21 protein-coding genes are annotated in these 26,729 nt (G+C 67.7%); 7 read left to right on the plus strand and 14 right to left on the minus strand.

Annotated elements, in window-relative coordinates; translation table 11 throughout:
• Positions 1-21: 21 nt before the first annotated feature.
• Positions 22-534 (minus strand): arsenate reductase/protein-tyrosine-phosphatase family protein, encoded by a 513-nt coding sequence (locus tag AC0IX4_RS02650; RefSeq protein WP_056071422.1) that lies wholly within the window; start codon positions 532-534, stop codon positions 22-24.
• A gap of 26 nt (positions 535-560) precedes the next feature.
• Positions 561-1,673 carry a GGDEF domain-containing protein gene (locus AC0IX4_RS02655; RefSeq protein WP_471827934.1) on the minus strand — a complete coding sequence of 371 codons (1,113 nt, stop codon included), beginning with the start codon at positions 1,671-1,673 and terminating at the stop codon, positions 561-563.
• A gap of 112 nt (positions 1,674-1,785) precedes the next feature.
• Here AC0IX4_RS02655 and AC0IX4_RS02660 point away from each other — a divergent pair, with 112 nt between their 5' ends.
• Together AC0IX4_RS02660 and AC0IX4_RS02665 are read left to right on the plus strand one after the other, a co-directional pair.
• Entirely contained in the window at positions 1,786-3,108 is a 1,323-nt protein-coding gene (locus tag AC0IX4_RS02660; RefSeq protein WP_471827935.1) for an NAD(P)/FAD-dependent oxidoreductase, read from the plus strand.
• Between the two features lie 147 nt (positions 3,109-3,255).
• Positions 3,256-4,719, plus strand: coding sequence for a DUF7159 family protein (locus AC0IX4_RS02665; protein WP_471827936.1), 1,464 nt, complete (start codon positions 3,256-3,258; stop codon positions 4,717-4,719).
• Positions 4,720-4,977: 258 nt separating this feature from the next.
• Here the strand turns inward: AC0IX4_RS02665 and AC0IX4_RS02670 are convergent, their stop codons facing one another.
• From AC0IX4_RS02670 to AC0IX4_RS02680, 3 genes are read right to left on the minus strand one after another with little or no spacing between them, the layout of a single operon-like run.
• Positions 4,978-5,511, minus strand: a complete 534-nt coding sequence (locus tag AC0IX4_RS02670; protein ID WP_056071410.1) for a YdcF family protein — start codon at positions 5,509-5,511, stop codon at positions 4,978-4,980.
• A 5-nt stretch (positions 5,512-5,516) separates the two neighbouring features.
• Complete coding sequence (locus AC0IX4_RS02675; protein ID WP_056071407.1) at positions 5,517-7,049, minus strand: sugar transferase; 1,533 nt, start codon at positions 7,047-7,049, stop codon at positions 5,517-5,519.
• On the minus strand, positions 7,046-7,345 hold the full coding sequence (locus tag AC0IX4_RS02680) for a phosphopantetheine-binding protein (protein WP_471827937.1): 300 nt from the start codon (positions 7,343-7,345) through the stop codon (positions 7,046-7,048). Before AC0IX4_RS02680 ends, AC0IX4_RS02675 begins: the two co-directional genes overlap by 4 nt.
• Positions 7,346-7,525: 180 nt before the next feature.
• On the opposite strand from AC0IX4_RS02680, the gene AC0IX4_RS02685 reads away from it, so the two are divergent.
• The gene (locus AC0IX4_RS02685) at positions 7,526-8,302 is read left to right on the plus strand and encodes a GNAT family N-acetyltransferase (protein ID WP_471827938.1); all 777 of its coding nucleotides are present in this window, start codon (positions 7,526-7,528) and stop codon (positions 8,300-8,302) included.
• A 228-nt stretch (positions 8,303-8,530) separates the two neighbouring features.
• On the plus strand, positions 8,531-9,793 hold the full coding sequence (locus AC0IX4_RS02690) for a glycosyl hydrolase family 28-related protein (RefSeq protein WP_162245367.1): 1,263 nt from the start codon (positions 8,531-8,533) through the stop codon (positions 9,791-9,793).
• On the opposite strand, the gene AC0IX4_RS02695 is transcribed toward AC0IX4_RS02690, so the two are convergent.
• Genes AC0IX4_RS02695 through AC0IX4_RS02730 form a run of 8 tightly spaced genes read right to left on the minus strand, consistent with a single transcriptional unit; the run spans position 9,794 to position 20,868 of the window.
• Positions 9,794-11,146 (minus strand): glycosyl hydrolase family 28-related protein, encoded by a 1,353-nt coding sequence (locus tag AC0IX4_RS02695; RefSeq protein ID WP_471827939.1) that lies wholly within the window; start codon positions 11,144-11,146, stop codon positions 9,794-9,796.
• Entirely contained in the window at positions 11,143-12,912 is a 1,770-nt protein-coding gene (locus AC0IX4_RS02700; RefSeq protein ID WP_471827940.1) for an alpha/beta fold hydrolase, read from the minus strand. Before AC0IX4_RS02700 ends, AC0IX4_RS02695 begins: the two co-directional genes overlap by 4 nt.
• Positions 12,909-14,810: a Wzz/FepE/Etk N-terminal domain-containing protein gene (locus tag AC0IX4_RS02705; RefSeq protein WP_471827941.1), complete on the minus strand. Its 1,902-nt coding sequence runs from the start codon at positions 14,808-14,810 to the stop codon at positions 12,909-12,911. Before AC0IX4_RS02705 ends, AC0IX4_RS02700 begins: the two co-directional genes overlap by 4 nt.
• The gene (locus AC0IX4_RS02710) at positions 14,801-16,207 is read right to left on the minus strand and encodes a hypothetical protein (RefSeq protein ID WP_471827942.1); all 1,407 of its coding nucleotides are present in this window, start codon (positions 16,205-16,207) and stop codon (positions 14,801-14,803) included. Before AC0IX4_RS02710 ends, AC0IX4_RS02705 begins: the two co-directional genes overlap by 10 nt.
• Positions 16,208-16,243: 36 nt before the next feature.
• Positions 16,244-17,245 carry a CgeB family protein gene (locus AC0IX4_RS02715; RefSeq protein ID WP_056071388.1) on the minus strand — a complete coding sequence of 334 codons (1,002 nt, stop codon included), beginning with the start codon at positions 17,243-17,245 and terminating at the stop codon, positions 16,244-16,246.
• Positions 17,242-18,630: a lipopolysaccharide biosynthesis protein gene (locus AC0IX4_RS02720; RefSeq protein ID WP_082518346.1), complete on the minus strand. Its 1,389-nt coding sequence runs from the start codon at positions 18,628-18,630 to the stop codon at positions 17,242-17,244. The genes AC0IX4_RS02715 and AC0IX4_RS02720 overlap by 4 nt, the downstream gene beginning before the upstream one ends.
• Positions 18,620-19,783: a glycosyltransferase family 4 protein gene (locus AC0IX4_RS02725; protein ID WP_056071386.1), complete on the minus strand. Its 1,164-nt coding sequence runs from the start codon at positions 19,781-19,783 to the stop codon at positions 18,620-18,622. The genes AC0IX4_RS02720 and AC0IX4_RS02725 overlap by 11 nt, the downstream gene beginning before the upstream one ends.
• On the minus strand, positions 19,780-20,868 hold the full coding sequence (locus AC0IX4_RS02730; protein WP_471828330.1) for a glycosyltransferase family 4 protein: 1,089 nt from the start codon (positions 20,866-20,868) through the stop codon (positions 19,780-19,782). The genes AC0IX4_RS02725 and AC0IX4_RS02730 overlap by 4 nt, the downstream gene beginning before the upstream one ends.
• Positions 20,869-21,340: 472 nt before the next feature.
• Here AC0IX4_RS02730 and AC0IX4_RS02735 point away from each other — a divergent pair, with 472 nt between their 5' ends.
• From AC0IX4_RS02735 to AC0IX4_RS02745, 3 genes are all read left to right on the plus strand, one after another.
• Positions 21,341-22,318: an Hsp70 family protein gene (locus tag AC0IX4_RS02735; protein ID WP_471827943.1), complete on the plus strand. Its 978-nt coding sequence runs from the start codon at positions 21,341-21,343 to the stop codon at positions 22,316-22,318.
• A gap of 61 nt (positions 22,319-22,379) precedes the next feature.
• Entirely contained in the window at positions 22,380-23,384 is a 1,005-nt protein-coding gene (locus AC0IX4_RS02740) for a DUF1839 family protein (RefSeq protein WP_471827944.1), read from the plus strand.
• Complete coding sequence (locus AC0IX4_RS02745; RefSeq protein ID WP_471827945.1) at positions 23,381-25,798, plus strand: glycosyl hydrolase 2 galactose-binding domain-containing protein; 2,418 nt, start codon at positions 23,381-23,383, stop codon at positions 25,796-25,798. Before AC0IX4_RS02740 ends, AC0IX4_RS02745 begins: the two co-directional genes overlap by 4 nt.
• Here the strand turns inward: AC0IX4_RS02745 and AC0IX4_RS02750 are convergent.
• Positions 25,784-26,728: an amino acid--[acyl-carrier-protein] ligase gene (locus tag AC0IX4_RS02750; RefSeq protein WP_471827946.1), complete on the minus strand. Its 945-nt coding sequence runs from the start codon at positions 26,726-26,728 to the stop codon at positions 25,784-25,786. The genes AC0IX4_RS02745 and AC0IX4_RS02750 overlap by 15 nt on opposite strands.
• Position 26,729: the final 1 nt, after the last annotated feature.

The following is a 26,729-nucleotide window of genomic DNA, read 5'->3' on the forward strand; positions in this document are numbered from 1 at the left end:
GAGGAGCAGTACGAACTCCGATCAGCGAGCGCCCCAGATCTCGAACAGCGGACCGAGCGCCTCGGAGATGGCGTCGCCCACCCGCTCGTACACGTCGGTCGACTGACCGATCGGATCCATGATGTCGAGTTGCGTCACCGGGTTGGCCGCGCGCTCGGAGACCCACGCGGCCGGGTCGATCACCCCGGTGCGTCGTGCAAACTCCGCCGCCTCGAGCAATGTGAACGTGCGCCGCAGGTTGCGGGGCGTCACTGTCAGCACCTCGTCCCGGTGCCTGGAGGTCATCGTCAGCACCAGATCCGCCCCGGACGCGATGGCGGGGGTGAGCCGGCGTGCCACGAAGCCCGTGGGATCACCGCCCAGGGACTCGAGAACGCGAGCCGCCTCGGCCTGCACTCCGTGGCCGATCACGGCGCGAGTGCCGGCGCTGTCGGTGGTGACGTCCAGGCTCAGGTCGCGGGCGAACGCCGCGGTCAGCCGTTCCGCAGTGGGGGATCGGCAGATGTTTCCCGTGCAGACGTAGAGGACATGCATGAGCGGAGTGTAGGTCCGCGCCGGTGTCAGGCGCGCGCGTTGTCCGTCGTGGTGTACGCCTGGTCGTCGAACCGCAGGCTGTCCCCTCCCGCGCGCTTCGCCTCGTACATCAGGCGATCCGCGCGGCGGATCAGTACTTCGACATCGTCGACGTTGCGGGTCCACCTGCTGCCCCGAATCCAGGCGACTCCGGCACTCGCCGTGACGGGTACCTCGTCGGCGTCGCACCGGACGGCGGCGTGCACGTCGTCGAGACGGTTCCGCATCTCCGCCCACGGCACGATCCCGATGACACAGAACTCCTCGCCGCCGAGACGGGCGACGTACGCCCAGGTGTTCGTGCGGGTTTGCAATCGTTCGGTGACCCGTCGCAACACCTCGTCGCCGCCGTCGTGGCCCACGCGGTCGTTGACCGCCTTGAACCTGTCGAGGTCGATCACCATCATCGCCACCACCTCGTCGTGGCGCGCCGTCGCCAGCAATGGCGCGTGCACCACCGCGCCGAGCCCCCGGCGGTTGAGTGCTCCGGTCAGCGGATCGGTGCCCGACTGATACGCGTCGTCCCGCAGGTTGGACAGCGGGATCTGCGAGAGCAACGGTGCGAGGAGGAACAGCGCCAACTGCACGACCAGCAGAACGGACAGGTAAGCCACGTCTCTGCCGCCCTCCACGGCGGCCGAGACGAAGAAGTACAGGGACACGGCCACCGTCAGCGCGATGTGCGCCACGAGCGTGCGGATCGAGTGGAAGTAGCCGCAGTAGATGCCGAGCAGGGCGAACACCACGGACACGGTGAACGAGGCCTGCACGTCGGCCAGCATCGACAGCCCCACCACCAACGCCACGTCGTCGCCGAACAGGAAGACGAGGGATTGTCGACGAGACGGCCACGTCCCGCGGAGCCACAGCAGCGCCGACACGGCGCCGGTGACCAGACAGGCGATGAACACGGCGCGGGCGGAAGGTGAGGGCGGTGCCCCGCTGGTGAACAGCAGCAGGGAGCCGGCGAGCACCACCATGAGCACCACTGCGGCCATCATGCGGCGGTAGGGCCGCTGCAGCCCGCGCTGCGCCATGTAGCCGGGCATGGCGGAGTAGTCGAACGGCCGAGTCCACCACTCACCCACAACACGGAACATCGACTGGTATCTCTCGGCTGGGAAGAATGGGGAAAGGCAGACCTACTCACAAGTTCGTGACGACGCCCCGCTTCGTTACAGCACAGCGGCCTCGCGTGGCAGGATTTCGACCATGGTTGATGAACTTTCACGACAGCGCCCGAGCGTCGTCGTCGTCGGCGGCGGATTCGGCGGTCTCTACGCGGCCCGGCAACTACGACACATCGACGGCGACGTCACCGTGCTCGACCGCGGAACGTCCCACGTGTTCCAGCCGCTGCTGTACCAGTGCGCGACCGGGCTGCTCTCCGAGGGATCTATCACCTCGCCGCTGCGGCACCTGCTGCGCAAGCAGGAGAACACTCATGTCGCGCTCGGGGAGGCGTCGGCAATCGACATGGAGGGGCGCACCCTCACCGCGTCGCGCATGGACGGATCGACTTTCGAGCTGCCGTTCGACTACCTCGTCTTCGCTGCCGGGATGCAGCAGAGCTACCACGGCAACGAAGAGTTCGCGCAGTACGCACCGGGCATGAAGACCGTCGACGACGCCCTCGCGATCCGACGGAAACTGATCGGCGCGTTCGAGATGGCCGAGTCGCTGCCCACCGCCGAGGAGCGGCGCCCGTGGCTGACCTTCGCCGTGTCCGGAGGCGGCCCCACCGGTGTGGAGATCGCCGGCCAGATCCGCGAACTCGCGGTGGGCGCCCTCGAGCACGAATTCCGCTCCATCGACCCCGCCGAAGCCCGCGTGCTGCTCTTCCACGGCGGCGATCGAGTCCTGGAGTCCTTCGACGCCCGGTTGTCGGGCAAGGCGCAGAAGACGCTCGACAGCATCGGTGTGGAGACGCACCTCGGGGTTCACGTGACCGACGTGAAGGCCGACCACATCGAAGTGACCCGTAAGTCGGACAAGCAGAAGACCACGTACGACACCCACACCGTGCTGTGGACCGCCGGCGTCGAAGCCGTGCCGTTCGCGCACACCCTGGCCACCGCGCTCGGCGTGACGCAGGCACGCGGTGGCCGCATCCCGGTCGAGAAGGACCTGTCCGTCGCGGGCCACCCGAACGTCTACGTCGTCGGCGACGTCAGCGCGCTCGACGATCTGCCCGGTGTCGCCGAAGTCGCGATGCAGGGTGGTCGGCACGCCGGCAAGATGATCGCCAAGACCATCGAGAGCGGATCCCGTGTGGCGTCTCCGTTCAAGTACCACGACCTCGGCAGCGCCGCTTACATCGCGCGTCGCAACGCGTTGTTGCAGGCAGGGCCGATCCAGCTGTCCGGCTTCGTCGGGTGGGCAGCGTGGGGCGCCATCCACATCGCGTTCCTCTCCGGCCGCCGCAACCGCGCGGGAACGTTGATCAACTGGGCCGCCACTCTGGCGTCGGGAACCCGGCGTGAGCGCGCCGTGACGTTCGGCGATCCCGAGACGGCGCGCATGCCGTACGCCTGAATGGCAGAGAACGGAAACGGTCTGCGCGTTCACGGAATGGCGTAATAACAGTCGGTGCGACGGCTACGGCATTGTCTTGTTACACTCGGCGACTGCAAGCGCGCACCGACTCGATCGTGCGCTCGATCGGTCTGACTGGGGCGGTTCATGACTTCGGTACTCGGGGTGTCGGTAGGCACCAGTGCCGTGCGTCTGGCACGGCCGGTCCACGGCTTACGCGCCGGTGTGCAGGCAGCATTCCGCCACCGCGCGATCGACACGACATTCGACCAAGCGGAGCAACTGGCCGCCGAGTCCATCGGCGTCATCCTCGCCGACCCTGCGGATCCCGAGTCCGTCTCCGCCACCGGTGTCGCCTACCGCGACGACGCGCAGGCCGGAGCCGTCGCCCGAGCCATGGCGCGCCAGCACATCGTCAACTACCGCCTGGTCCCCGAGGTGCACGCTGCCGTCGAGTTCCTGCGGTCCACCGGCGACCTCGACGGGCTCCACGCCGTCGCTCTGTACGACCTGGGTAGCTCCGGCCTCAGCGTTACCGTGGTCGACCTCGACGACGGCCGTGTACTGGCGTCGCAACGCAGTTTCGACGTCAGCGGCAACATGTTCGACGCCACCATCCGCGACAGCCAGATCGGCCGGCAGCAGAGCGGCCTGGACGACGTGGACGGCCGCGAGTTCGAACTGCGCTGCCGCGTCGCCAAGGAGCAGTTGTCGTCGAGTGGCGCAGTCTGCCTGCCCGGCATCGGCGGACTGATCCTGCTCTCCCGCGAAGCGTTCGAATCGATGGTGGCCGTCCCGGTCGAGCAGTCCGCGCGTCTCACCCGCGAGGTCATCGCTCGCGCAGGGCGGCCCGTCGACGCACTCGTCATGATCGGCGGCGGATCGCGGATCCCGCTGGTCCGCGCCACGCTGGCCGGCTGGGTCGGCCTGCCCACCATCACCCCCGCGGAACCCGAACTCGTCGCCGCCAAGGGTGCAGCACTGTCCGCCACCCCGGTCGACGGGTCCGACGTTCCCTTCCGCGCTGCTCCCGTTCAGGGGCCGCCGGAGCCTGCCGTCGAAGAACCGTTGCCTGAAAGACCCCTGACTGCTCCGTCCGCGTCGACGATGGCATACAGCGACGTGCAGGAACGCCCCGCGTCCGCGTCGGCTCTGCCTACCTCGGAGGTTGCGGATCCTCGCGCAGCCGAAACGCCGTCATGGCTGTCCGGGTCGGGCTCCGTCGCGCCGGAACGCAACAAGCGTCCCCGTCTGCCACTCGTCGCTGCGCTCGGACTCGCCGTGGTCGCGGCGATCGGCCTCGCCCTCGGCTACGGCGCAACCCCGGCCTCCACCGCGGACGAGTCGCCGGCCGAACCCGCTGCCGTGACCACCTCGTCGTCGTCCACGACGGTGCCTCCGACGACGTCGACGCGGGCACGGTCGACCACGGCCACCCCCACCACGACCATCGCACCGCCCCCTCCCGTCGTCGAAGCACCGGCGCCCGTCGAGGAAGCACCCGAGGCACCGGCCCCCGCGCCCTATGTCCCGCCCACCATCCCGGGCCTCCCCGGTGTGCAGCTGCCCCCGGGCATCCAGATCCCGCCGGGGCTGATTCCGGGGTTCTGAGCGTCCGCCGGCGGTTGGTGTTGCGCTGCAGGTGGTTCAGTCACGCCGGGTGCTGCAACGCCGGGCGCTGCGCGTGGTCGTCAGCGCACTGTGCAAGGTGCGCACACCACCGGGCGCTGCGCGCAACAGAAGTGAACCCGACCTAGCGCACGAAAAAGACGAACACGAGCGCCGTAGCCCCCGACGGCATCGCATCGCAGCGATGCCGCACTACGGCGTTCGTGTTCGTCCTGTGACGCGGCCACTGGGGCCGAGTCACTAGCACTCGCTATCGAGTGCAGCTTTGATGTAGCCGGCAGTCTGGTAGATGTAGCTGCCGATCCACTGGCCTATGGATTCCTGGGTGGGATTGGGAGACATGGTCACTTCTCCGTCGAAGCACTGCTGCACGATGTAGCGCGACCGTGACAGGTGCGGCGTGTAGGTGACCACGATGATGTGTTTCCAGTTCTCCGCGGCGGCGCGACGCTTGATCTCCTCCGCCTCGCCCTTCGTGGAGTACGGATCGGGGAGGAAGCACGACACCTTCACCGTGTAGGTGCCGTTGCAGATCTGTTGCATGCGAACGTCGTCGGGGCCCACCGAGTTGGAGAGCACCACTTCGGGTGCGTATCCCTGCTCGGCGAGGTCGATGCCGTAGTGGAAGCGTCCGTAGGGCGTTCCACCGAGGACGACGACGGCGTCTGCCTGTCGGAGTGGGTCTACTTGCGGGTGGACGTACACAGGCCAGCCCGCGAGCACTACTGCCGCGAACAACACCGAGCACGCCACCAGGAGGCGGCGGAAAGTCACAGGTCTCAGCCACCGGTCCGCCGCAGCACGGACAGCACCGTACGGAGGAGGATCTTGACGTCGAGCCAGAGACTCCAGTTCTCGATGTAGAAGTTGTCGTACAGCGCGCGGTCCTTCAGCGACGTGTCGCCTCGAAGACCGTGCACGGCAGCCCAACCCGTGAGCCCGCCGGGCACGCGGTGACGTGCGGAGTAGCCCGGGATCTCGGTGGTGAACTTGTCGACGAAGTGGGGTCGCTCCGGACGCGGTCCGACGAGGTCCATGTCGCCGACCATGATGTTCCACAGCTGGGGGAGCTCGTCGAGCGAGGTCTTGCGCAGGAACCTGCCCAGACGCCCGACACGATCGTCCTGCGAGATGTTCCACGTCGTGTCCGACTCGGAGCGCGACGCGGGCTTCATGGAGCGGAACTTGAGGCAGTTGAACAGCTCACCGTCGCCGGTCACGCGCAGCTGCTTGAACAGCACGGGCGCCGAGGAGTCCGAGACATGCACCGCTGCGGCGATGGCGAGCAGCAGGGGGGACAGCACGAACAGTGCCATTCCGGCCAGGATGCTGCTCAGCACACGCTTGATGCGCCAGGCGAAGGACCGGTGGGCATCGCGTCGGATACGCACGAGGGGGATTGCGTGCAGGCGGTCCATCTCTCCTGTGACACTGACGAATTCGAAGAGGCGCGGCACCACGAAGATCTCGCAGTCCATCCGGTCGCACTCGCGCAGCAGGGTCAGCAGGGCCGACTCCCGCATCGCCGAGAACGCGATGACGATGGTGTCGATCTGGTGCATGTCGATGTACGTGCGGAGCTGGTTGGCCAGCGGCTCGACCGGGATGTGGCTGGCGACGATGGCCGGCATCGGCGAATCGTCCAGCAGCGCATGGGGTTCGAGCCCGTGCTCGGGGTAGGACTGCATGCTGTCGACCAGCTGGGACGCCACGACTCCACTGCCGATGACGACGGTGCGACGTTGGAACTGCGGGCGTCGACGCAGCCTGCGAGCGACGATGTACGAGGTCTCGCGGCCGACCATGGTGGCTGCGAGGACGGACGCCGCGATGAGAGCGGCGGTGAGCAGCGTGGTCGACGGCGCCACGATCACGATGGAGACCATCGAGACGAGCAGCACGATCGACGCCATGAGAGGCAGGTCGTCCAGGAGGGACAGCGTGAGGCGCTGACGGCGACGCTGGGGAAGGATGGCGAACACGACGATCATCGCAGCCACGAGGAGCCGTGGCGCGTCGAACGGCGCGAACAGGATCACCAGAGACACCAGGACGGATTCCAGTGCGATGCCGAGGGCGGCGCTCAGATGCAGGGCGGGCAGCCGCGAGATGCGGCTCCGCGGATCCGGGATGTTGGGCCGGAGTGGAATGGGCGGAGTGACCTCGGTGGCGGTCGCCTCCTGCGCGGCCTGTGCGTACTGCACGGCCTCGGCGTGCCGGGCGAATCGCGGCAGCAGGTTCTCCGGCTGCGGGATGTCCAGGTCTTCGCTTCGAAGGTCGATGGGTGCGGTATCGGGATGCGATGTGGTCATCGTGCAACTCCCTTCGCCATCTCGTCCGACGCGGGCACAAGTGCCGCCACGTGGTCGAGTGCGTCACGGATGGTGGCGATCGTCGAGAACGTCGAACGTCGCAGCAGATGGTCGGGGAACTCGACCTGGGCAGATTCCTCGAGATCGACGAGCACGGCCACGCTTGCGTGGCTGCTCAAGCCGGCGTCGAAGAGGTTGTCGTCATCGGCGAGCGCCCACGGGTCGACTGGTAGTCGACCGGCTCGCTCGAGCGAACTACGGACGATGGTGTCCCGGGTTGGTGACGGGTGCGTCACGAGGGTTTACTCCTTGCCTACGGTTCAGACAGACAGTCACGCTCATATCGCGCCCCGCGGCGAATGCATCGTCGACTTACATGAGAAAATCAGACCCATGCGGCTCTTGTGGACGCCGCAACAATATGCCAGAAGTGTATATCAAGAGTTTTCATACCGCAGGAAGGTTTTGGTACCGAGATGAGCGACTTCCCGACCGGGAGCCCGGCCGAGCAGGATCTGGACGCTTATCGACGCTCGTTCGGGGAGACGACACGCGCCTGGGCGAAGCACACGTTCGAGTGCACGGACTCCGGTTGGCTCGCGTTCAGCGGCATGGCGCGGCCGGATTACAACCTCGCTCTGGTGCACGGCGGCAATGCCGCTGAACAGGTCGGACAGGTCATCGAGTCGGTGTCCGCGCTCAGGAAGCCGGCGCTGGTGATGCTCGCCGGCGCCGGCCTGTCGGGCGCTCAGACCCTCGCGGACGCGGGGTGGGTCAGCCTGCAGGCCATGCCGTTCATGCACCGACCACTCGGTGGCGCCCGGCCCATCGACGGCGTGCGCGAGATCACAGAGGACGACCTGCCCGCATGCCAGGAGGTCGCCGCTCTCGCCTTCGGAGTCGGCCCGGAACTCGCCGCAGCCGTCTACACCGCCGAGACTCTGCATCGACCGGACGCCACGGCCTACGGTCTGTTCGTGGACGACGCCCTGGTGTCGTGCCTGCTGTCGTGCCGCGCCGGGAACACCGTGACCGGGTGGGCCCTGGCCACGCATCCCGACCACAGACGTGCCGGCTATGCCGCGCGGTTGATCGCGGGCGGCAAGAACCTCGAGGTGGAGCGGAACGGAGACTCGCGGGACCTGTGCCTCGCCTCGCCCGCGGGCGTGCCCCTCTACGCGTCCCTGGACTTCGTCACGGTCGAGTACTGGCAGGTGTGGTCGCGGCCGCGGTGGGTTCTCGGCGCATCCTGACCCCGACCGGCATTTCGTGCATTTTCCTGACTCGACCGCACGAAACAAGATGAGCATCCGGCGAACCGAATCAATGCAAAAGCCTCGGTCGGTCTTTTTCGGTGTGCATTGTCTTCCCGGTCACGCGCACCGGCGCGTCGCGACGTGAACTGCCGTTTCTTTGCTTGTCTGTGTGCAGCGCCGAGCGGGGGCCCGGGAGCGCTGCCAACGATGGTGAAGGGGTCGACCATGAACAACAGAGGTCCGTCGGGTTCCAGACTCGACCGCCGCGCATTGCTGATGGGCGGTCTCGCGGCCGGCGTCGGCACCACCGCGCTCGCGGCCGGCGGATTGTTCGCGACGTCCGACGAGCCCGTCGGCGTGACGTTGGCAGCAGGCGAGACCGACCCTGCCGCTCTTCTGGGGTGGGTCAACGTCAAAGCCGCGCCGTACAACGCGAAGGGCGACAACGCGGCCGACGACACCGCCGCGATCGCCGCGGCGTATACCGCAGCGCAGCAACAGAACCGACCGCTCTACTTCCCGCCGGGCATGTTCCGGGTGCGGACTCTGCCGCAGTTCGCCAACTACGCCACCGTGTTCGGGGCCGGCGCCGACCTGACCACGATCGTGCACACCAGCTCCGGCACCCTGCTCACTCTCAAGGACCGGCAGCGCGTCGCCCTGAAGAACATGGGCATCTTCTCGCAGGACCCGTCGTCTCTGGCGGTCCTTCTCGATCACTGCTTCCGCTGCTCGTTCGACTCGGTCGTCTTTCGCGGCAACCACACGCCGCAGAGCTATCCGCGATTCCTCGGACAGAAAGGCGTGTCGCTGATCAACAACACCGGCGGAACGTCGTTCGTCAATTGCGACTTCAACAATTACGGAACGGCGATGTCCACGACGGCCATTCAGTCGTACATCGCGAACTGCAAGTTCACCACCAACTGGATCGGACTGCTCGGAACGGGCAACAATTTCGCGTCGGGAATGTCCATCGTCAACACGGAATTCGTCTCCGACATCAATGCGAACACGACCACCTCGCACATCATCGTCGACGGCCGGGCCAACGACTGGTGGCTGACCAACGTGTGGTTCGAAGGTGCCGCGTCGGCTCTCGTCATCGGCAAGGCCGGCACGGGAGGGCCGTCGCAGTTCGGCATGGTGAACTGCAAGGTCGCCGCACGAGGAATCTGCCTCGACCTGCAACACTGCCGTCAGCCGTACCTGTCCAACGTCGCGTTCGACGCCGACCAGCAGTCGACGCCTCAGCTGATCCGCATCAACGGCCAGTACGTCCCGGAAGGAACGGCGATCAACCTCATCACCAGCCAGGGAGCAGACTTCCCCGGCAACACCTTCCCCGGCGGGTGGACCGTGCTGGGTCGCGGCAGGCTGACGTCGGCCGGTGGCGGCCCCATCGTCAAATCACCCGACGGCAAGAGTTGGCGCCTGTCCATCAGCAACACCGGTGTGATCAGCGGCCAGAACCTCGGCGTGCTCTGATCACCGGGGCCGATCGGTGCCCAGCGACTCGGTGGTCAGAGCACCGTCGGTGCCCACCACGAGACGCCAGTAGGCATTCGACTCGTCCTTGAGCACCACACCCGCCTCGCGCCTGTCGGACAGCCACGTGCCGTCCGACAGGACCGCGGCGGTCACGGCGTCACCGGAGTCGCGCGCTTGCAGGAGGTCGACGTCGTCCTGCACGGTCCGGGTCACGACGGTGCTGGTGAAGGTGGGCCCGGACATCGTGCCCCGACCGATCACCGTCCACGCATCGGGAAACAGAGCGGGATTCAGGTCGTCGTTGATGCCCGAGATCAGGTTCACCGCGGTGCCGGTGGGGCAGTGTTCGGCGTCGATCACCAGTTCGGCGGGACGGCTGTCCGGATCCGGATCGAAGATGATGTTCGCCAGATACGGCTGGCGACAGTAGAGCAGCTCGATGCACGTCGTCCGAGCAGAGATCTTGCAGTTCACCATGCCGAACTGCGACGGCCCACCGGTGTCGCGTGAGCCGACGGTCAGCGCGACCTCGGACCCCTCGAACCAGACGTTGGTGAACCACCAGTCGTTGGCCGGGCCGTCGACGATCACGTGGCGATCGGTCGTCGACGGGTTGTTGTCGGACACGAACTCGACGTTGGTGAACGCCATGCCGGCGTTGAAGTCGCCGCCGGTGCCCAGCACGCCGACGCGGTTGCTGGTGAACTTCGACGCCGTCACGTAGTTCTGGATGCACTCCGACGTCAGGCCGACACCGTGATTGTTGATGTCGCAGTTGACGAATGTCGTGCCGCCCGTGTTGTCGGTCAACACGACACCGCGCTGTTCCGCGTACTGCGGGAAGTTCGACGACGAGTGGTTGCCCCGGATGGTGACCGCGTCGAACGAGCACCGGAAGCACGCGGAGAGCGAGATGCAGGTCGACGTGGCACCGGTGGTGAAGAACCCCATCCGGCGGAAGTTGACCCGCTGGCGACCCCGCAGGTCGATCAACGTGCCGTTCTGCTCGTACAGGATGGTCGTGACGTCGGCGCCGTCCCCGAAGACGGTGGCGTAGTCGGCCATCGCCGGCCACGCCGTCACGCGGTAGGTGCCGCCGGGGAAGTAGATCGCGGACGCCTGCGTGACGCCCTCGAAGGCCCTCGCCAGCGCGTCGGTGTCGTCGGTGGTGCCGTCACCGGTCGCACCGAAGTCCCGGACGTTGCGTGCCGCCGGGGTGTCGGTGACGTTGGGCGACTGGAACTGGGTAGCCGACGCGTCGTCACGCGAACACGCGACGGCGAGAGGGACGGTGGCTGCCACCAGAGCGCCGGTGAGCAGCCTCCGACGACCGAAGGACTCCGAATTCACGTGGTCACGTCGCGTTTCTCCGTCGTGCGTTCGAGGACGGTCGAGATGATCGTGCGCCGCATGTCCACGTGGTACGCGGAGTGGTCACCGACGGGTGCCGGCACGATCTCGGGGACCGAGTGGAAGCGCCGCTCGATGCGGTCCATGCCTTCCGGTCCACGCTGATCGACGAACCAGCGGTGATCCGCCGGAGCCAGGATCACGGTGGACGTCACGCCGCTACCGGCGAGGGAACGGAGGATGACCTCGGGAACCTGGGTGACTCCGCGGACGCCGAGCTGGCGCCACGCCCGATACGGCAGGTGCGTCTGCAGAGCGTTCTTCACACGTGCACGCGGCGTCTTCTGCCACGCCGGATCGGACCGGGGGATGCCCAGGTCGGCGGGGTCGATCTCGCCCTGAGTGGACTTCTTCCGCTTCCAACTCCACGCGATGGCGTTCACCATCACGGCGCCGCCCGCACCGATCTCGGTCGCGGCGTGAGCTGCGTTCCAGGACCCCGAGCAGATGCCGGCGAGGACGACGCGACGCGGATCCTCGTGCGCTGCACGGGCGGCCGCGACCACGTCGTCGGCGCTCTCCGCCGAGTAGATGGGGGTGTGCTCGTCGGCGCGGACTGTTTCCGACTCGCCTGTTCCGCGTCGATCGAAACGCAACGCCGACGTGCCGGCGCGAGCTGCCTCACGGGCGAGTTCGACCCACAGACGGGCCGGACCCGTCCTGGTGTCGTTGGCGGTCGCGCAGAACACGAGGGTCCGGGCAGAGGGGTCCACCTCGGCCGGGGTCGAGCGGATGCCGAACAGGCCGTGGGCGCCGACGCTTTCGATGTGTTCGGTGAAGACGGTGCCGTCGACGGCCTCGTGCGTGACGCTGGTGACCGGCTCGAACGACACGGGAACCGCGACGTCGCCCCGGTGCGCGTCCTCGACGATGTCGACGATCTCGCGGACTGCTCGCGCGGGAATCGGCACGAGAAAGCTTTCCGGAGTGACGAATTCGGTCATCGGGCCGACGTCGCGAACCACGCCTCCGGAACGCTGGACGGCCTTGTCGAGCCGCGGCGAGGAGTAGCCGTCGCGCAAGGCGAAGACCCAGTTCGACACCGACGACGACGACGCCGAGATCTCCATGGCGGACAGGGCGGCCGCAGCCTCCGCCGACAGGGAATGGCCGATGGTGTGCAGATCGGTATCGTCCGGAGTCGACGCGTCGGTGGGCGTATCCGACCCGACTCCGAGGCGGTACAGCGCCTGCTGCTCGCGCAGGTACGCGCGTCCCCGAGGAACCGGATCCCACAGCACTGCCGTGTGGAGCGGTCCGACCGAGTCGGCGGCGCGGTCGAGCAGCAGCGCGCCGGATCGCAGGCCCACCGCGGACACGGTCTCGCACCCGAGGGAGCGAACCAGGGCCACCGCGTCCCCGATGCTGGCCAACCACCCGTCCACCGCGGCCGGGTCGTTCTGCTCACCGCCGGAATCGCCGACGCCGAAGTAGTCGAACCGAAGTACCGCGAAGCCTGCCGCGGACAGCTCCTGTGCCAGCAACTTGAGGCCGCGGTAGGTGTCGACGTGCTCCTTGCCCATCGACGAGCAGAGCACCACACCGGCTTTCGCTGTCCCGCCTTCGGGAATGTGAACGACGCCGAACAGTCGTCGGCCACCCGATCCGAACCAGGTCGGCGATGTCGACATGGGGACGCGTTCCTCTCGTGGTGCCGAGCCGATCGGGCTCGGGGCGGTGACGGGCCGGACTGCCTCGATCGTCATTTCGTGACTCGAATCGTTCGACGTCCCGCCGACGAGCGGGGGCGCAGCGTCCGCGTCGCCTTCGTGACGGTGGTCTTGTCGGACTGCTCCGGTGCGGCTGCCTCCGAGTCGTCGGAGTCGTCGGAACTCTCGGCGTCGTCGTCCGTGTCGTCCTCGGATACCTCCGTGGCGGGCACGTCGTCCTCGGTCGGCTCGTCGATATCCGACTGCGGAGCAACGGTATCCGCGACCTCGGGCTCGACGGCCGTCGTGTCGGGCTCACTCGTCGGGGCGGGCTCCGGTGCGACGACCTGGATCCGGTCCGTCTCGGCGTCGGCCGGTGACTGGACCACGTCGTAACGCTCGTCGGGCCGACCGGTCGGCCGCACGTACCGGTCCGCACGCGGTGCGGGCTGAACGGTGTCCCAGCGGTCGCCGTACGCGTCGCCGCGTCCGTGGCCGTACTCGTCGTCGTGCCGGCGATCGCTCTGCTGGTAGTCCATCTGCGGACGCGGTGCCGGTTCGTAGGAGCGCGACGGGCCGGCGGGCCGACTGGTGGTCGGTTCGTCCTGCACGTCCGATGCGGCAGCAGCCTTCGGAGCCGGTGCCTGCACCAGATCGTCCTTGGACTCCGAGCGACCCAGCGAGGACAGCGGCCAGCGGCGGGTCGAGACGTGGGGGACCAGAACGGTTCCCGCGACGGAGACACCGATCGAGTCGAGCTCGGTGAGGAACGCCCGCAGCTGCGCCGCGGTGGTGGTGCCGACCTCGACCGTGACGATGACGTAGTCGACGTGCACGGCGATGGCGAGCGCATCCGTGGCGTCCGCGACCGAGGTCGCGTCGATCACCACGTAGTCACGATCGGACGTCAGGGACTGCACGATCGTGCCGAAGCGAGGGGAGGCCAGGAACATCGTCGTCCGGTCGTCGCCGATGCCCATGGGGAGGATGCTCAGGTCCTCGACCTGACTCGGCCGCGTGAGGTCGGTCGCGGAGCGCTTCGGTGACCGCGCGAGATCGGCGAGCCCCTCGGCGTTCGACATGCGGGACGAGATACCGGTGCCGTCGGTGCAGGCGTCGACGACGAGCGTCGGACGGCCGAGACCGCTGAGCGCACGTGCCAGAGCGAGGACCGTGTCGGATCCACCGGCGGGCGAGACGCCGATGACGGCGATCGAATGGGGAGTGGTGCGACCCACGCCGGCGTCGAGGCGCAGCGCTGCGCGTCGGGCATCGGCCGTGCGCGTGGCGGCCTTGACGTCACCCAGGAACGGCTTGTCCGCCACGGCGGGAACCTGACCGGTGGTGCGGATGCGCTTGTCGAAGCGATCGCGGACGTACGCCGCGGCACAGCCGAGCATCATGCCGGCGATGGCACCGAGCGCGAGGGTGCGCATCGGGGCGGGTCCACCGACAGCGGCGGGTGTGGTCGCCGGGTCGACGACGGTCACCTTCGCGGCCGGGGCGGCACCGATCTCGGTGGTCTCGATCTCGTTGACCAGGTCGCGGAACTCGACGACGACAGCGTCGTTGATCGCCCGCGCGCCGTCCGGCGTCGAGTCGGACACCGAGATGCCGATCAGCACGGTGGCCGGGGCGAAGGAGGTGGTCACCGTCGACGCGAGAGCGGCCGGGGTGGTGTCGAGCTGCAGGTCGGAGATGACCCCCGCCATGACGCGCTCACTGGTCACCAGGTTGACGTAGGACGTCACACGCTGCTGCGCCGCCATGTTGCCCTGGTAGGCGTCCGACACCGAGGTGCCCGTCGCCATCGAGACGTAGAGACGGCTCGACGAGGTGTAGGAGTAGCTCAGCGTCGACGTGTACGCCGCTGCTGCAACCGTTCCCAACACGACGAAGGCCAGGATGGTCATCCACCTGCGTCGTGCGATGTTCACGTAATCGATCAAACCCATGATGCTGATCCTTTGCTCGAAGAGCGGTCGAGTGCAGAAATGTCGTCGGGCACGTAGGTGGTCGGAGGGGGTGTCTCCGCACACTGACGTGAGTACTCGCCGACGAGAAGCGTCACTATCCACACGAGAATTGCCAATTGCAGTGACTTACCGATGGATTCGGTGGTGCCCAGGATCCCGCGCTCGAAGAGCACCGGGTACTCGATGAGCGTCAACCCGAGGACGACGAAGATGAAGTTCTTCGCGACGATCCATCGAACAGCGACCAACACCATGACGAAGGTGAACGTCATGGTTACGGCCACACCGGCGAAACCGCCGAAGACGTAGCCCTCGCTGATGTTTCCTTCGGCGAGGGAGACGGACACGTTGCGCATGTCCACCGACGAACCGCGGACCTGGTTGGCCCACGCGGTGCCGGACTGGAACTTCTCGGATCCGAGAAGCTGCGACGGGATGAAGTTCAGCAGAGCGTTCTTCACCACGTCCGCGTGCGAGATCCATTGCCGGCCCTGCATGTAGTAGGCATCCGTCGCGGCTTCCAACAGATCGAAGCGGCGCAGGATGGGCAGGAACGGTTGCACGACAGGGGGATAGCTGGCCTCGGCGGCCGCGGAGATCGCGCGAGCCTCGGGATCGACCTTCAACGACTGCAGGAGGCCGAAGGCTCCGATCGCCCCCACGGAGATTCCGAGGACACCGACGACGGTCGCGCGGGTCCAGCCGATCAAGGCGAAGCGCACGGCGACGGCCAGAGCCGCACCGAGGACCGGCGTCTTGGACTCGACGATGACGGTCCACACCAGCTCCATGCCCATCAGGCCGAGCAGCAGGGCGGTCGTCTGCCACAGCTTCTCCGGCCGCGCGAACACGATCAGACCGAGCGCGCCCACCGTGGCCATCGTCGCGGCGAAGTCGAGAAGCGGGTTGGAGCTCGAGACCTCGCCGGCCGACCCGGTGTTACCGGTCGCGAAGGAGACGAAGCGTCCACCGAGGCCGAGCACGTAGATGGTGCCGAGGCTGCGGAAGAAGTTCGGATCCGATACCGCAGCGCCGATGGTCTGACGTTCCTGCGGTCCTTTGCGCCACCGCCGGAAGAGCACGTACGCGACGACGAGAGCGACGTAGAACCACAACCCGAACACGACCGGCTTCAAAACTTCGGCAATGCCGACGTCGTAGCCGATGGTGGCCAGGCGCGGATCGGCGAGGCTGTCCGCGAACTGGGGTGCCGGCAGAGTCCACAACAGCACGACGGGACGCGCCACGTAGCTCAGGGACCAGTAGGCGGCCTGAGCCAGAATGAACACCTTGGCGATGCCCGGGACGAAGAGCGCCGACACGACGAGGGCGACGATGGCCGCAGCCGTCAGCGCGACGCCGGTCACGGCGGTCATCGTGCACCGCCGAGAGCACGGGTCACGGAACCGATGTCACACCGCATCGATCATCTCCCGTGCTCGGTCCACGTACGCGTGGTGGTCACCGACGATCCGCAGCCGACCGCGTTCCGCCATGTCCCTTGCTGCATCGGGTTCGGTGCGGCACCACGTCAGGATGTCATCGAGTTCCTCCGAACTCGAGAAAAGTCGGCATTCCCGTCCGTCCTCGAGGAGCGACATGTGCTCGTCGGTGCGCTCGCCGACGAACAATCCGCCGGCGGCGGGCACCTCGAAGGTGCGGCAGGTGTGTGTGTCGCGGTTGTCGGAGTTGAGCAGCACCAGGTTGGCCAGCACGGCCGACACCGCCACCGAGAATCCCTCGCCGTACACGGGACCACCGATGTGAGCCGACGTCGTCCGCAGGGCGGACACCCGTCGCCATCCCGGCCCCTGGACCGTCATCGCCGACCCGTGCTTGCGAGCGAGCTCCACCATCGAGTCGCGACGGTCGGGGCGGCAGGCACCGATGAAGCCGACGAGGTACTCGGCCGGATCCCGACGGGCGGTCGGACGGTGCCAGGCCGGGTCGTACGCACTGTGGACGAACAGCGTGGACTTCGCGCCGCGCGACTCCAGCTCGGGCACGTTGTGCTGCTTGGTCGTGACGACGAGGTCCCAGTCCGCCTCGCGGCGCAGGTATTCAGGGGTGGTGTTGTAGGGGTTGGACACGTCGTCCGGGCTGTAGTGCACGTGCAGACCCGCCGGCAGAGCCAGCAGTCGGTCCTGGTCGAGGTGCACGGTGCGGAACGCGAACAGCATGTCCGGGCGGAACTGCGCTGCCGCCGCCTCGATCCGGCGGTGCAGAGCTTCGAGCACCCACGGGGCGCGGCCACGGCCGAGCTTGCTGTACACCCACGGCGGCGACAACCGTGTCGGCAGCGCGACGGGTGTCGTGTCGACGACGAGCACGGTGTGGCCCGCTTCGCGGAACCCGTCCGCCATGGACCGGGCGTTGCTGCCGATCCAGTCGTCTCCGAGGAAGAGGATCTTCATCGTCGGACCTCCTTGCCGCGAGTGCGGGCGGCGAACGGGACGGTAGGTGCGTCGGCGTCGACGACGTACAGGGGTGTGGTGGGGGCGTCGGCCTCGAGACGCAGCGCGTCGTCGGCACGTCGGTGCAGCATGCGCACGCGCAGCAGGTACCACGCGGCGACGGCGACCTCGCAGGTCAGAGTTCCGTACACCAGTGCCCACACGGACCCGGTGGACAGCGCGGTGGCCAGAGCCCCTGCGGCGAACACGGTGCCGATGACGGCGCCGATCAGCACGCCCTTGGTGTCCTGGCGGACCGGCAGGATCGCGGTGGTCACGAAAGAGGTGATGGCGGTGAACGGAAGGATGAACACCTGCACCCGCATGATGGAGACGGCGGAGGTGAACTCGTCGCCGAACACCAGCGAGATCAGCAGCGGTGCGCTGATCCACAGACCGACGGTGGCCACGACGGCCACACCCACGCAGGCGGCGAGTCCGCGCAGTGCGTTCTGCCAGAACTGGTCCTCGCGGCCCCGCGCCAGTCGCGGCAGCAGGCCGTAACCGATGGCGTCGAGCAACGACTGGAACGCGCGGACCAGTCGGTCGCTGGCCGAGAAGATGCCGAGCGATGCCGCGGACAGAGCCACGGAGTAGAAGGTCGCCGCACCCTGGCCGTAGCTGGTGATCAGTAACCGCGAGGTGAGGACGGGCACGCCGAGTCGCACCATCGTGGTGACGTCCTTCGGCCGGCTCGGTCGACCGAACTCTCGGATGGTGAGCCGCCACGTCAGGGCGACGGGGACGATCGAGGACGCCAGCAGGCAGAGCATCGCCACGGCGGCGCTGGGGAACATCGGGAGCAGTGTCACCAGCAGGACGAGGTACAGGATGCGGGCGACGCCCTGGTAGACGACGCCGATACCGAACCGTGCCTGGGCGACCAGCACCCAGTCGTCACCGAAGGACGCGAAGCCGCCGGCGAAGAGGCCGAGCAGGATCATGTGCAGGTGCACGTGCGCACCCAGGGTGAGGCTGGCCAGCAGCCCGGTGCCCATCACGGCGAGCACGGTGGCGCGCAGCGCGAGGTAGTTCCCGCGCAGCTGGTTGAGGTTCTCGTCGTTCGCCATCGCCGCGAGGAACGTGGTGATGCCGAAGTCGACCAGCAGCGAGCCGATGAAGTACGCCGACATCGCGATCGCGAGCAGACCCAGTCCCTCGGTGCCCAGGATGCGGGCCGTGAGCGGCAACGTCACGATGGTGACCAGGTACTGGCCGTACTTGCCGAAGCTGACGAAGGCGATGTCGCGAACGGCGGAGAGCTTGTGCAGCGAGCCGGGACGGTTGTTCGGAGACTCGGTGGGGGGACCGCCCCGCACGCCGCCTCGGGTGAGTTCACCGACCATGGTGAGCACCCACCGTCACGCTGTCGAGCACACGCTCGAGGAAGTCCTCGACCGTGCGGGCCGACTCCTCGATGTCGAAGTGTGCTGCACGAGCCGGGGCGGCCGCGGACAAACGCGTCCGCAGGTCACGGTCGGCGACGACGCGATCGAGCATGGCGGTGAGCGCCTCACGGTCGCCGGAATCGACCAGCATGCCGTTGACGCCGTGCTCGACGATTTCCGCAGGTCCGCCCGGCCGTGACGCGACGACGGCGCACCCGGCCAGCATGCCCTCGACGACGACCTGGCCGAACGGCTCGGCCGTCAAGGTGCAGTGCACCAGCACGTCGGACATCCGCATGTAGTCCCGCGGATCGTCGACGTGGCCGGTGAAGGTGACGGGGAGATCGAGGGCGGCGGCCATGGCCTCGAGCTCGGCGCGGTAAGGCTCCTCGCCGAAGAAGGTGCCGCCGACGAGGAAGACGTGCGCCGGGCGGGTGGTCATCGCGGCGATCGCCTCGAGGAAGAGGACGTGTCCCTTCCACGGGGTGAGGCGGGCGACGAGGCACAGCACGGTGTCCTCGGGAGCGGACTGCTCGGGGCGGGCGCCCGTCGGGCGGTCCGCCGACCCGTCGACACCGGGGTAGGCGACCACGGCCGGCCGACGCCAAGTGGGGAGCGACTTCAGTGTCGACGTGCTGTTGGCGATGAACCCGCGGCAGGCGGTCCAGCCCAGGACGTGGAGGACGGCGGTGAACAGCGCGCCGAAGTACTCGCGCGATATCCGGTCGTGGGAGTGCCACACCAGGGGCACCCGGGCACGCCGCGAGGCGATGGTTCCCATGAGCAGCGCCTTGGACGACTCGGCGATGACGACATCGGCACCCGACTCGCGGACGACGGCGCCGACGGCCCAGCCGAGGCGGATCAGCCCGGTCAGCCCGCCGATCATGCGGCGGATCGACATTCCCTCGATCTTCACGGAGCGACTGTCGAACGCACCGTCCACGACGACCACGTCGGTGCCGTCGGCACGCAGCTTGTCGACCATCGGGCCCGACTCGGTGAAGACGACAGTGACGTCGGTCTTGTCCATGGCACGGACCAGGCGGTGCAGGGCGATCTCCGCACCGGACGGTGCCGCGGTGTGTGCGAGGAACAGTGCGCGGGTCATCGCTGGACCAGCTCTCGGTAGAGGTCGACATGCTGACGCGCCGACGATTCCCAGGAGAACGTCTCGGCGTGCGCTCGGCAGGCCGCGGCGCTGGGGACCTCGCCGCTCAGGGCGGTGGACAGGCGGTGGGCGAGTGCGTCGACGTCGCCGGCCGGGACGACCAGGGTGGGGTCCAGACCCGCGACGGCGTCGGGCAACCCGCCGCAGTCGGTGACGATCGGTGCACGTCCGCTGGCGCAGGACTCGAGCGCGATCAGTCCGAAGCCTTCGAGGCTCAGGGTGGGAACGACCGACACGGTGGCCTCGGCGTACAGCGCGGACAGACGCTCGTCGCTGGTGCGTCCGGCGAAGTCGATGGAGTCCGCGGCGGGGGAGTCGGCCGCGAGGCGTCGCAGGGCCGCTTCCTCGGTACCGGTGCCGACGACGACGAGTCGTGCGTCCGGGTGCTCGGCGACGACCGACGGCCAGGCGGCGATCAGACGGTCGATACCCATCCGTCGCTCGAGGCGACGGACGCAGAGGACGGTGGGTCGAGCGGTGCTCGGTGCCGGCGTGACGGTGAAGCGGCCTAGGTCGACACCCGGCGGGATGACGGTGATCGCGGACGGATCGACGGCGTAGCCCTCGGTGAGGATCCGGGCCGAGTGTCCGGAGAGAACGATGAAGCGGCGCACGTCGAGGAATCGGAGGCGCTCGACCCAGTACTTGGCGCGGACGACCATGTCGCTCTGCCCCGACATCGCGCTCTCGGCGGCCCACGGGCCGTGGAAGTGCGCCACGGACGGATGGGCGCCGCGCAGACCCAGGGTCGGACGGCCGAAGAGGCTGAAGTGGCGGTCGATGAGAGTGGACTTCGGCAGGCCGCGGTCGGCGGACAGCGACGACCAGACGCGGGAGAGAGTCGACCCGGCCGTCGGTCCCCAGGACGACGCGCGGGGATCGGAGCCGGCGGTGCCCAGGTCCGAGTCGCCGAAGGCGGAGGCGGATGCCTCGACGCCGTCGAGCTCGGTCAGTGCGAGGAAGAGATCGGTGAAATAACGGTTCAGGCCGCCTGGGGTATCGGCGAACCATTCGGCGCCGGTCATGTGAACCTGCACCGTGGCCGTCAGGTCACGAGTGGCGGGTGCGGAGATCATCGGGGTCGACAGCCTTTCGTCTCGGTCCGGTGGACGACGACGCGTTCACTGCGACGGGTTGTGACACCGAACCAAAGTTCTGGATCGGAGCGCCCGGTGCGCCGTGTGTGCGTCGACGAAGCTCGGCCGTGCGCATCGGCCCCGCTCGATACGCTGCTCGGGTCGGAATTTCTACGATCGATGTACCACCGACAGTCGCCCTGGGGGCCTACCTGGCAGTAATGTGTGCCCGGTCGCATCTGTGACCGGTATCGATCTCGTAGTTCCGTATTTCATCGTTTAACATACCGGAAGATTCTTTTGGACGCCATACGACCGACGCTGTTCGGTTATGCCGTCCGAAGCAGGCGAGACGTGAACAAGGCTGTGACATGTGACAACGCAGATCGACCGACCACCACAGGAGAGGGAGCATCGAGGGATGACCGCCACCGACGCTGTGACATCGGTCTCCCCGGATGTGGTCGATACGGGCGTTTTGTCGGACTATTCGTTGGTTCTGCTGTACGACTTGGGCCGTAACGGCGCCACCGTGAGCCTCGTGGACGTCGACGAGATGGCTGTGATCGACAGCTCGACGTCCTCGATGGTCGGCGGAGACGTCTTCGACCACATAGTGCTCGATCACATAGTCGACAAAGGCATTCTGGAACGGCCCGCCGAGGGTTCCGACGACACCGACGTCATGGTCTTCTGCCGTCGCGTCAAGGAGTCGCTGTCGTCCGCGACCGTGGCGCGCACACCCGGCGGCGGCGCGACCCTGATCACCCGGGACGAATTCGAGACGGCCGTCCGACCGTTGCTCGACGGCTCCCTCGACGCCGCGGCGTCACTCCTGGACGGCGAGCGCGAGCTCGATGCCGTCGTCCTGATCGGTGGCGGAGCCGTCATTCCCGTCCTGTCGATCGCCGCCGCGGAGAAGTTCGGCGTGCCAGTCCTCACCGCGATGGATCCGAAGAAGCCGCGCGAGTCCCCTGTCGCTCCGCCGCCGGACCCTGTCGACGAGCCCGTGTACTTCCCGGAGAACCAGTACTACGACGACGCACCCGTGAACCCTGTGCACGTCGACCCGATTCAGGTCGACCCGGTGCGCGTCGATGTCGTCTCGGTGGGCGGTGACCCGGTGCCAGACCCGCGGCGCAGTCGTGTTCCCGTCGCCATCGTCATCGCCGTGTCGTGCGCCATCATGGCGGGCGCGGCGGCGTGGACCTTCACGTCCATGCCGGCGCCGATGGACCCGGCTCCGGCGAACTCGTCGACCGTCGTGCCCACTGCGACGCAAGCGCCCGTCGGGTCACGCGGGATACCGCGACCGTCGACGGTGACCACCACCGTCGATCCGTTCGCCGACGAGACCGATACAGGGGACGGTTCGTTCTCGAGCAACGACGGGTTCTGAACGGACGTCGCGCCGCTACTGTCGTGAGGGGACCAGCCCGGCGACGTCAGAAGGAGAAGCAGTGACGGTCAACCTCTCGGCCACCCCGGTGGGCGGGTCGCCCCTGCCCGCGACTCTCGACCCGGCGACGTACCGCTCCCACGCGCTGCACTCGTCCGACCGCACGTGGTCCGAGACCAACTGCTACGTCGACCTGTGGATCGAACTGCTGCATGCGATGGGCGCCGATCCGACGCCGGCGCTCGCCTTCGCTCTCAGTGCGGGCTTCGACGGCCGTCAGTGGGACTTCGTGAAGTTCCAACCGGAGGATCTGCGGCTGCTGTACGGCATCGACGTCGCCGAGATGAACATCTGGAAGCCCTTCGGCGAGCACCTCGTCGAGAACATGCACGACGGCGTGCTCAGCACCGTCGAGATCGACGCGTTCTACCTCCCCGACACCGACGGCACCAGCTACGGCCGCGAGCACACCAAGACCACCATCGTGCCGACGACCATCGACACGGATGCACGGCGGCTCGACTACTTCCACAACGCGGGGTTGTTCCGCCTCGAGGGGGACGACTTCGACGGCGCGCTCGCGCGGTCGCTCCCGCCCGGCGCGGTCGCTCTGCCGCCCTACGTCGAGCGGATCCTCGTCGACCGCGACGCGCTGGCAGCGGGACCCGAGGTGGACGACCACGATCTCGATGTCGTGCGCTCGCATCTGGCGCGCGCCGATCGCGGTAACCCGGTGGAGCGTCTCGGTCGGCGTGTCATCGAGGACGTCGCGCTGGTGCGCGAATCCGGTCCGGACTTCTTTCACCTCTGGTCCTTCGGCACTCTCCGGCAATGCGGATCGACCGCCGAACTCGCCGCCGATCTGGCCGAATACCTCGAACGTCGCGGAGTCGCCGGAGCGGCGGCCGCAGCGGAACCGTTCCGGGCCGTCGCGTCGGGTGCCAAGTCGGTGCAGTTCCGCATGGCACGCGCCGCCCGCGGACGCGAGGTCGACGTCAGCGAGTCGGTCGCAGCGATGGCAACGGCCTGGCAGACGGGGATGGACAAGGTACGTTCGGCGCTGTGACCGAGCCCCTCGATCTGCTGGCCGATGCTCGCTGGAACCTTCGAGGGACCGCACCGGGTGCAGTCGAGGGTCCTGATCAGCTGATCGACAGCGGTGAGGCTCGTGACGCTCCGGTGCCCGGGACCGTCGCGGGAGCTCTCCGAGCGGCGGGTGTCTCGTACGACGACCTCGATGACCAGGACTGGTGGTTCGACACCGTCGTGACCGTGCCCGACGGCGTCGAGTCGGTCCGTCTGCGCCTCGACGGTCTGGCCACGGTGTCGGAGGTGTGGGTCGACGGCCGACTGTCGGCCACCAGCGAGTCGATGTTCGTGCCCTTGGGTGTCTCCGCGCAGGTGTCGGGCACGATGTCGATCGCTCTCTGCTTCCGCTCGCTGAATCGTGCACTGAAGAAGCGGCGCCCGCGCGGGCGCTGGCGATCGTCGATGGTGTCGGCGCAAGGCCTGCGGTGGGTACGCACCTCCATGCTGGGACGAGCGCCGGTGTTCACGGGTGCGCCGGCACCGGTCGGTCCGTGGCGGGCGGTGCGGTGCCTTCCCGCCGACGACACGGTGCTCGCTGTCCGTGGTTCCGTCGTCGACGACACGTGCGTCGTGCACGTCGTGGGTTCGGGACCGCCGAACGAACCGGTGCGGATCACGCTGGGCGACAGTCGTTTCGACGTCCTCTCCGACGCCGACGGCCGGATCGACCACACGATCGACGTCGGACGCAGGCAGCGATGGTGGCCGCACACCCACGGCACCCCGGTCCTGCACCCCGTCACGGCCACTGTCGGAACTCGCGTCATCGAATCGCTCGTCGGCTTCCGCTCCGGTGAACTGCGGGGCACCACGCTGCTTGTCAACGGCGTACCGATCTTCTGCCGCGGCGGATGCTGGGTTCCGCTCGACCCGGTCTCCCTGCAGAACGATCCGCAGCAGCTGCGCGACACCCTGCAATCCGTCGTCGACGCCGGCCTCAACATGGTCCGCATCACGGGAACGATGGTCTACGAGAGCGCCGAATTCTTCTCCCTCTGTGCGGAACTGGGCATCATGGTGTGGCAGGACGTCATGCTGGCCACCGTCGACCCACCCGAGGACGAGGACTTCCACGCGTCCGTCGTGGCCGAGGTCCGTTCCCTCCTGGACACCGCCGTGGGACCGTCGCTGATGGTGCTCAGTGGTGGCAGCGAGACGTACCAGCAGCCCACGATGCTGGGCCTCGGCGCGGACGAGTCGCGGATGCTTCTGCTCGACAGCGTGATTCCCGAGTCGATACGCGACCGTCCCGACATCGCCTACGTTCCGTCGACGCCGTCCGGCGGCGACCTGGCGACCCACGTCGGATCGGGCTTCGCCCACTACTTCGGTGTCGGTGGCTATCTCAGGCCGCTCTCCGACGTGCGAACGGCGCGAGTGCGGTTCGCGGGGGAGTGCCTGGCGTTCTCGGTACCGCCGGAGCGACGCGTCGTCGACACGGTGTTCGGATCCGCGCATCCCTCCGGACACGACCCGCGGTGGAAGGCGACGGTGCCGCGCGATCGCGGATCCTCCTGGGACTTCGAAGACGTCCGAGATCACTACGTGCGCAACCTGTTCGGGGTGGAGCCGTCGCTGGTACGGCGCGACGATCCCGAGCGGTATCTCGATCTGGGGCGGGCAGCTGTGTGCGAGGCGGTGACGCACACCATGGGCTACTGGAGGCGGCCGGATTCGGAGTGCGGGGGAGCGCTGGTGCTCACGCTGCGCGACCTCGAACCGGGCGCCGGCTGGGGTTTTACCGACAGCGACGGTGGGCCCAAGGCTCCCTGGTTCGCGCTGGCGCGCGCCGCTGCGCCGACCACGGTTCTGGTCAGCGACGAGGGCATGGACGGACTGCGGCTCGACGTCCTGCACGACGGTGCGGAACCGTTCTCCGGCACGCTCACCGTGAGGGCCTACTTACGCACGGGAGTCGTTGCCGCCGAGGGAAGCAGAGCGATCGAACTGGACGCCCACTCGGCGGTGGCGACCACCGCCGACGGTGTGGTCGGGCGGTTCACCGACATGACGCACGCCCACCGATTCGGTGCCCGCACGTTCGACAGCGTCGGTGTCGAGCTCGCGGGCGACGACGGCGTCGTCACCGAGACCGTGGTTCTGACGGAGAGCGGTCTGTTGCCGCTGCAGAACTCGGTGGGTCTGTCCGCAGTGGCAACAGCGAACGACGACGGGCTGTGGACGCTGACGGTGTCCTGTACCGACACCGCGCAGTACGTGTGCGTCGACGTCGACGGTTTCAGACCGTCGGACTCGTGGTTCCACCTGGCCCCTGGAACGTCTCGCGCCCTGACGTTGCTGCCGCACGCGACCGCCACGACCCCGAGGGGCCATGTGCGAGCGGTGAACAGCATCGCCAGGGCGACGGTGACCGTGTCAGGACAGGCGTAGAGCGCCCGGCCAGCGAGAGGTGTCGAGTCCGTGTGTGCGAAGCATGGCCAGAGCGATGCGCTCCATACCGAAACCGACACAGGCGCTGTGCGCTTCCGATCCGTCGGCGGTCTCGATGTCGAAGGTGTGTCCGAAGTGGTCGCGGTGGCAGTTGCACGACACCACCGCGGTGCCTTCGTCCAGATCACCGTAAAGGCGGACGACGAGTTCGGTCTTGAGGTTCTCGTTGCGCTGGTTCGCGGCGAGCATGCGGCCGGCGCGGCCGAAGAACGGATCGTTGGCGATGACGGGCGACGAGTCGAGACCCAGTTCGGTCAGGACCGTCTGTCCGCGCTCGATCCACGACTCACGGTGCTCGACGGCCTGGTCGGGAGTACCGACCTGGACGAACTCGTGCATGCGGAACGCCTGCATGCGTGCGGGATCCACGGCGGGCTCGTGGCGGAAGCAGTATCCGTAGACGTCGAGCATGGTGCCCTCGGCGGGCAGCGCACCCGTCAACATCGAGTAGGCGGGGTGGCACGCGGCGGAGACCAGCATGGTTCCTGCCGACTCGAGCCAGTGATCCCAGTCCTGACCCTCGGACCGCGCGGCGAGAAGCTCCGCGTGCGCCTTGTTGTCACCGGAGAAGGTGTTGATCGCACCGGTCAGATTGGGGAACGACGCGATGTAGTCCGTCTTCTCGAACGCATCGCGGGGGAACACGGGCGGAAAGCGGAAGCGCTGCAACTTGTTTCCGTGCGCAGCCCGGCCGGCAGCTTTGACCCGCTCGTCGATCAGGTCGATGATGTCCTCGAACTCACCGGAGCGGCCGTACAGGCCGTCGAGGGAGCTGGGGACCAGGAGTCCGGCAGCGACGAGCTGGTCGCGGAAATCCGACCGGGCCTGGTCGAGGTCGGACACGGTCTTGCGGTCGAGTGTGTCGGTCATG

The organism is Rhodococcus sp. AC861, from assembly GCF_979256035.1.

Bases quoted from the DNA above. Each gene is read 5' to 3' on its own strand.
- AC0IX4_RS02650 (WP_056071422.1), bottom strand. From the start codon at position 534: ATGCATGTCCTCTACGTCTGCACGGGAAACATCTGCCGATCCCCCACT.
- AC0IX4_RS02655 (WP_471827934.1), bottom strand. From the start codon at position 1,673: ATGTTCCGTGTTGTGGGTGAGTGGTGGACTCGGCCGTTCGACTACTCC.
- AC0IX4_RS02660 (WP_471827935.1), top strand. From the start codon at position 1,786: ATGGTTGATGAACTTTCACGACAGCGCCCGAGCGTCGTCGTCGTCGGC.
- AC0IX4_RS02665 (WP_471827936.1), top strand. From the start codon at position 3,256: ATGACTTCGGTACTCGGGGTGTCGGTAGGCACCAGTGCCGTGCGTCTG.
- AC0IX4_RS02675 (WP_056071407.1), bottom strand. From the start codon at position 7,049: ATGACCACATCGCATCCCGATACCGCACCCATCGACCTTCGAAGCGAA.
- AC0IX4_RS02685 (WP_471827938.1), top strand. From the start codon at position 7,526: ATGAGCGACTTCCCGACCGGGAGCCCGGCCGAGCAGGATCTGGACGCT.
- AC0IX4_RS02690 (WP_162245367.1), top strand. From the start codon at position 8,531: ATGAACAACAGAGGTCCGTCGGGTTCCAGACTCGACCGCCGCGCATTG.
- AC0IX4_RS02700 (WP_471827940.1), bottom strand. From the start codon at position 12,912: ATGACGATCGAGGCAGTCCGGCCCGTCACCGCCCCGAGCCCGATCGGC.
- AC0IX4_RS02705 (WP_471827941.1), bottom strand. From the start codon at position 14,810: ATGGGTTTGATCGATTACGTGAACATCGCACGACGCAGGTGGATGACC.
- AC0IX4_RS02710 (WP_471827942.1), bottom strand. From the start codon at position 16,207: ATGACCGCCGTGACCGGCGTCGCGCTGACGGCTGCGGCCATCGTCGCC.
- AC0IX4_RS02715 (WP_056071388.1), bottom strand. From the start codon at position 17,245: ATGAAGATCCTCTTCCTCGGAGACGACTGGATCGGCAGCAACGCCCGG.
- AC0IX4_RS02720 (WP_082518346.1), bottom strand. From the start codon at position 18,630: ATGGTCGGTGAACTCACCCGAGGCGGCGTGCGGGGCGGTCCCCCCACC.
- AC0IX4_RS02725 (WP_056071386.1), bottom strand. From the start codon at position 19,783: ATGACCCGCGCACTGTTCCTCGCACACACCGCGGCACCGTCCGGTGCG.
- AC0IX4_RS02730 (WP_471828330.1), bottom strand. From the start codon at position 20,868: ATGACCGGCGCCGAATGGTTCGCCGATACCCCAGGCGGCCTGAACCGT.
- AC0IX4_RS02735 (WP_471827943.1), top strand. From the start codon at position 21,341: ATGACCGCCACCGACGCTGTGACATCGGTCTCCCCGGATGTGGTCGAT.
- AC0IX4_RS02750 (WP_471827946.1), bottom strand. From the start codon at position 26,728: ATGACCGACACACTCGACCGCAAGACCGTGTCCGACCTCGACCAGGCC.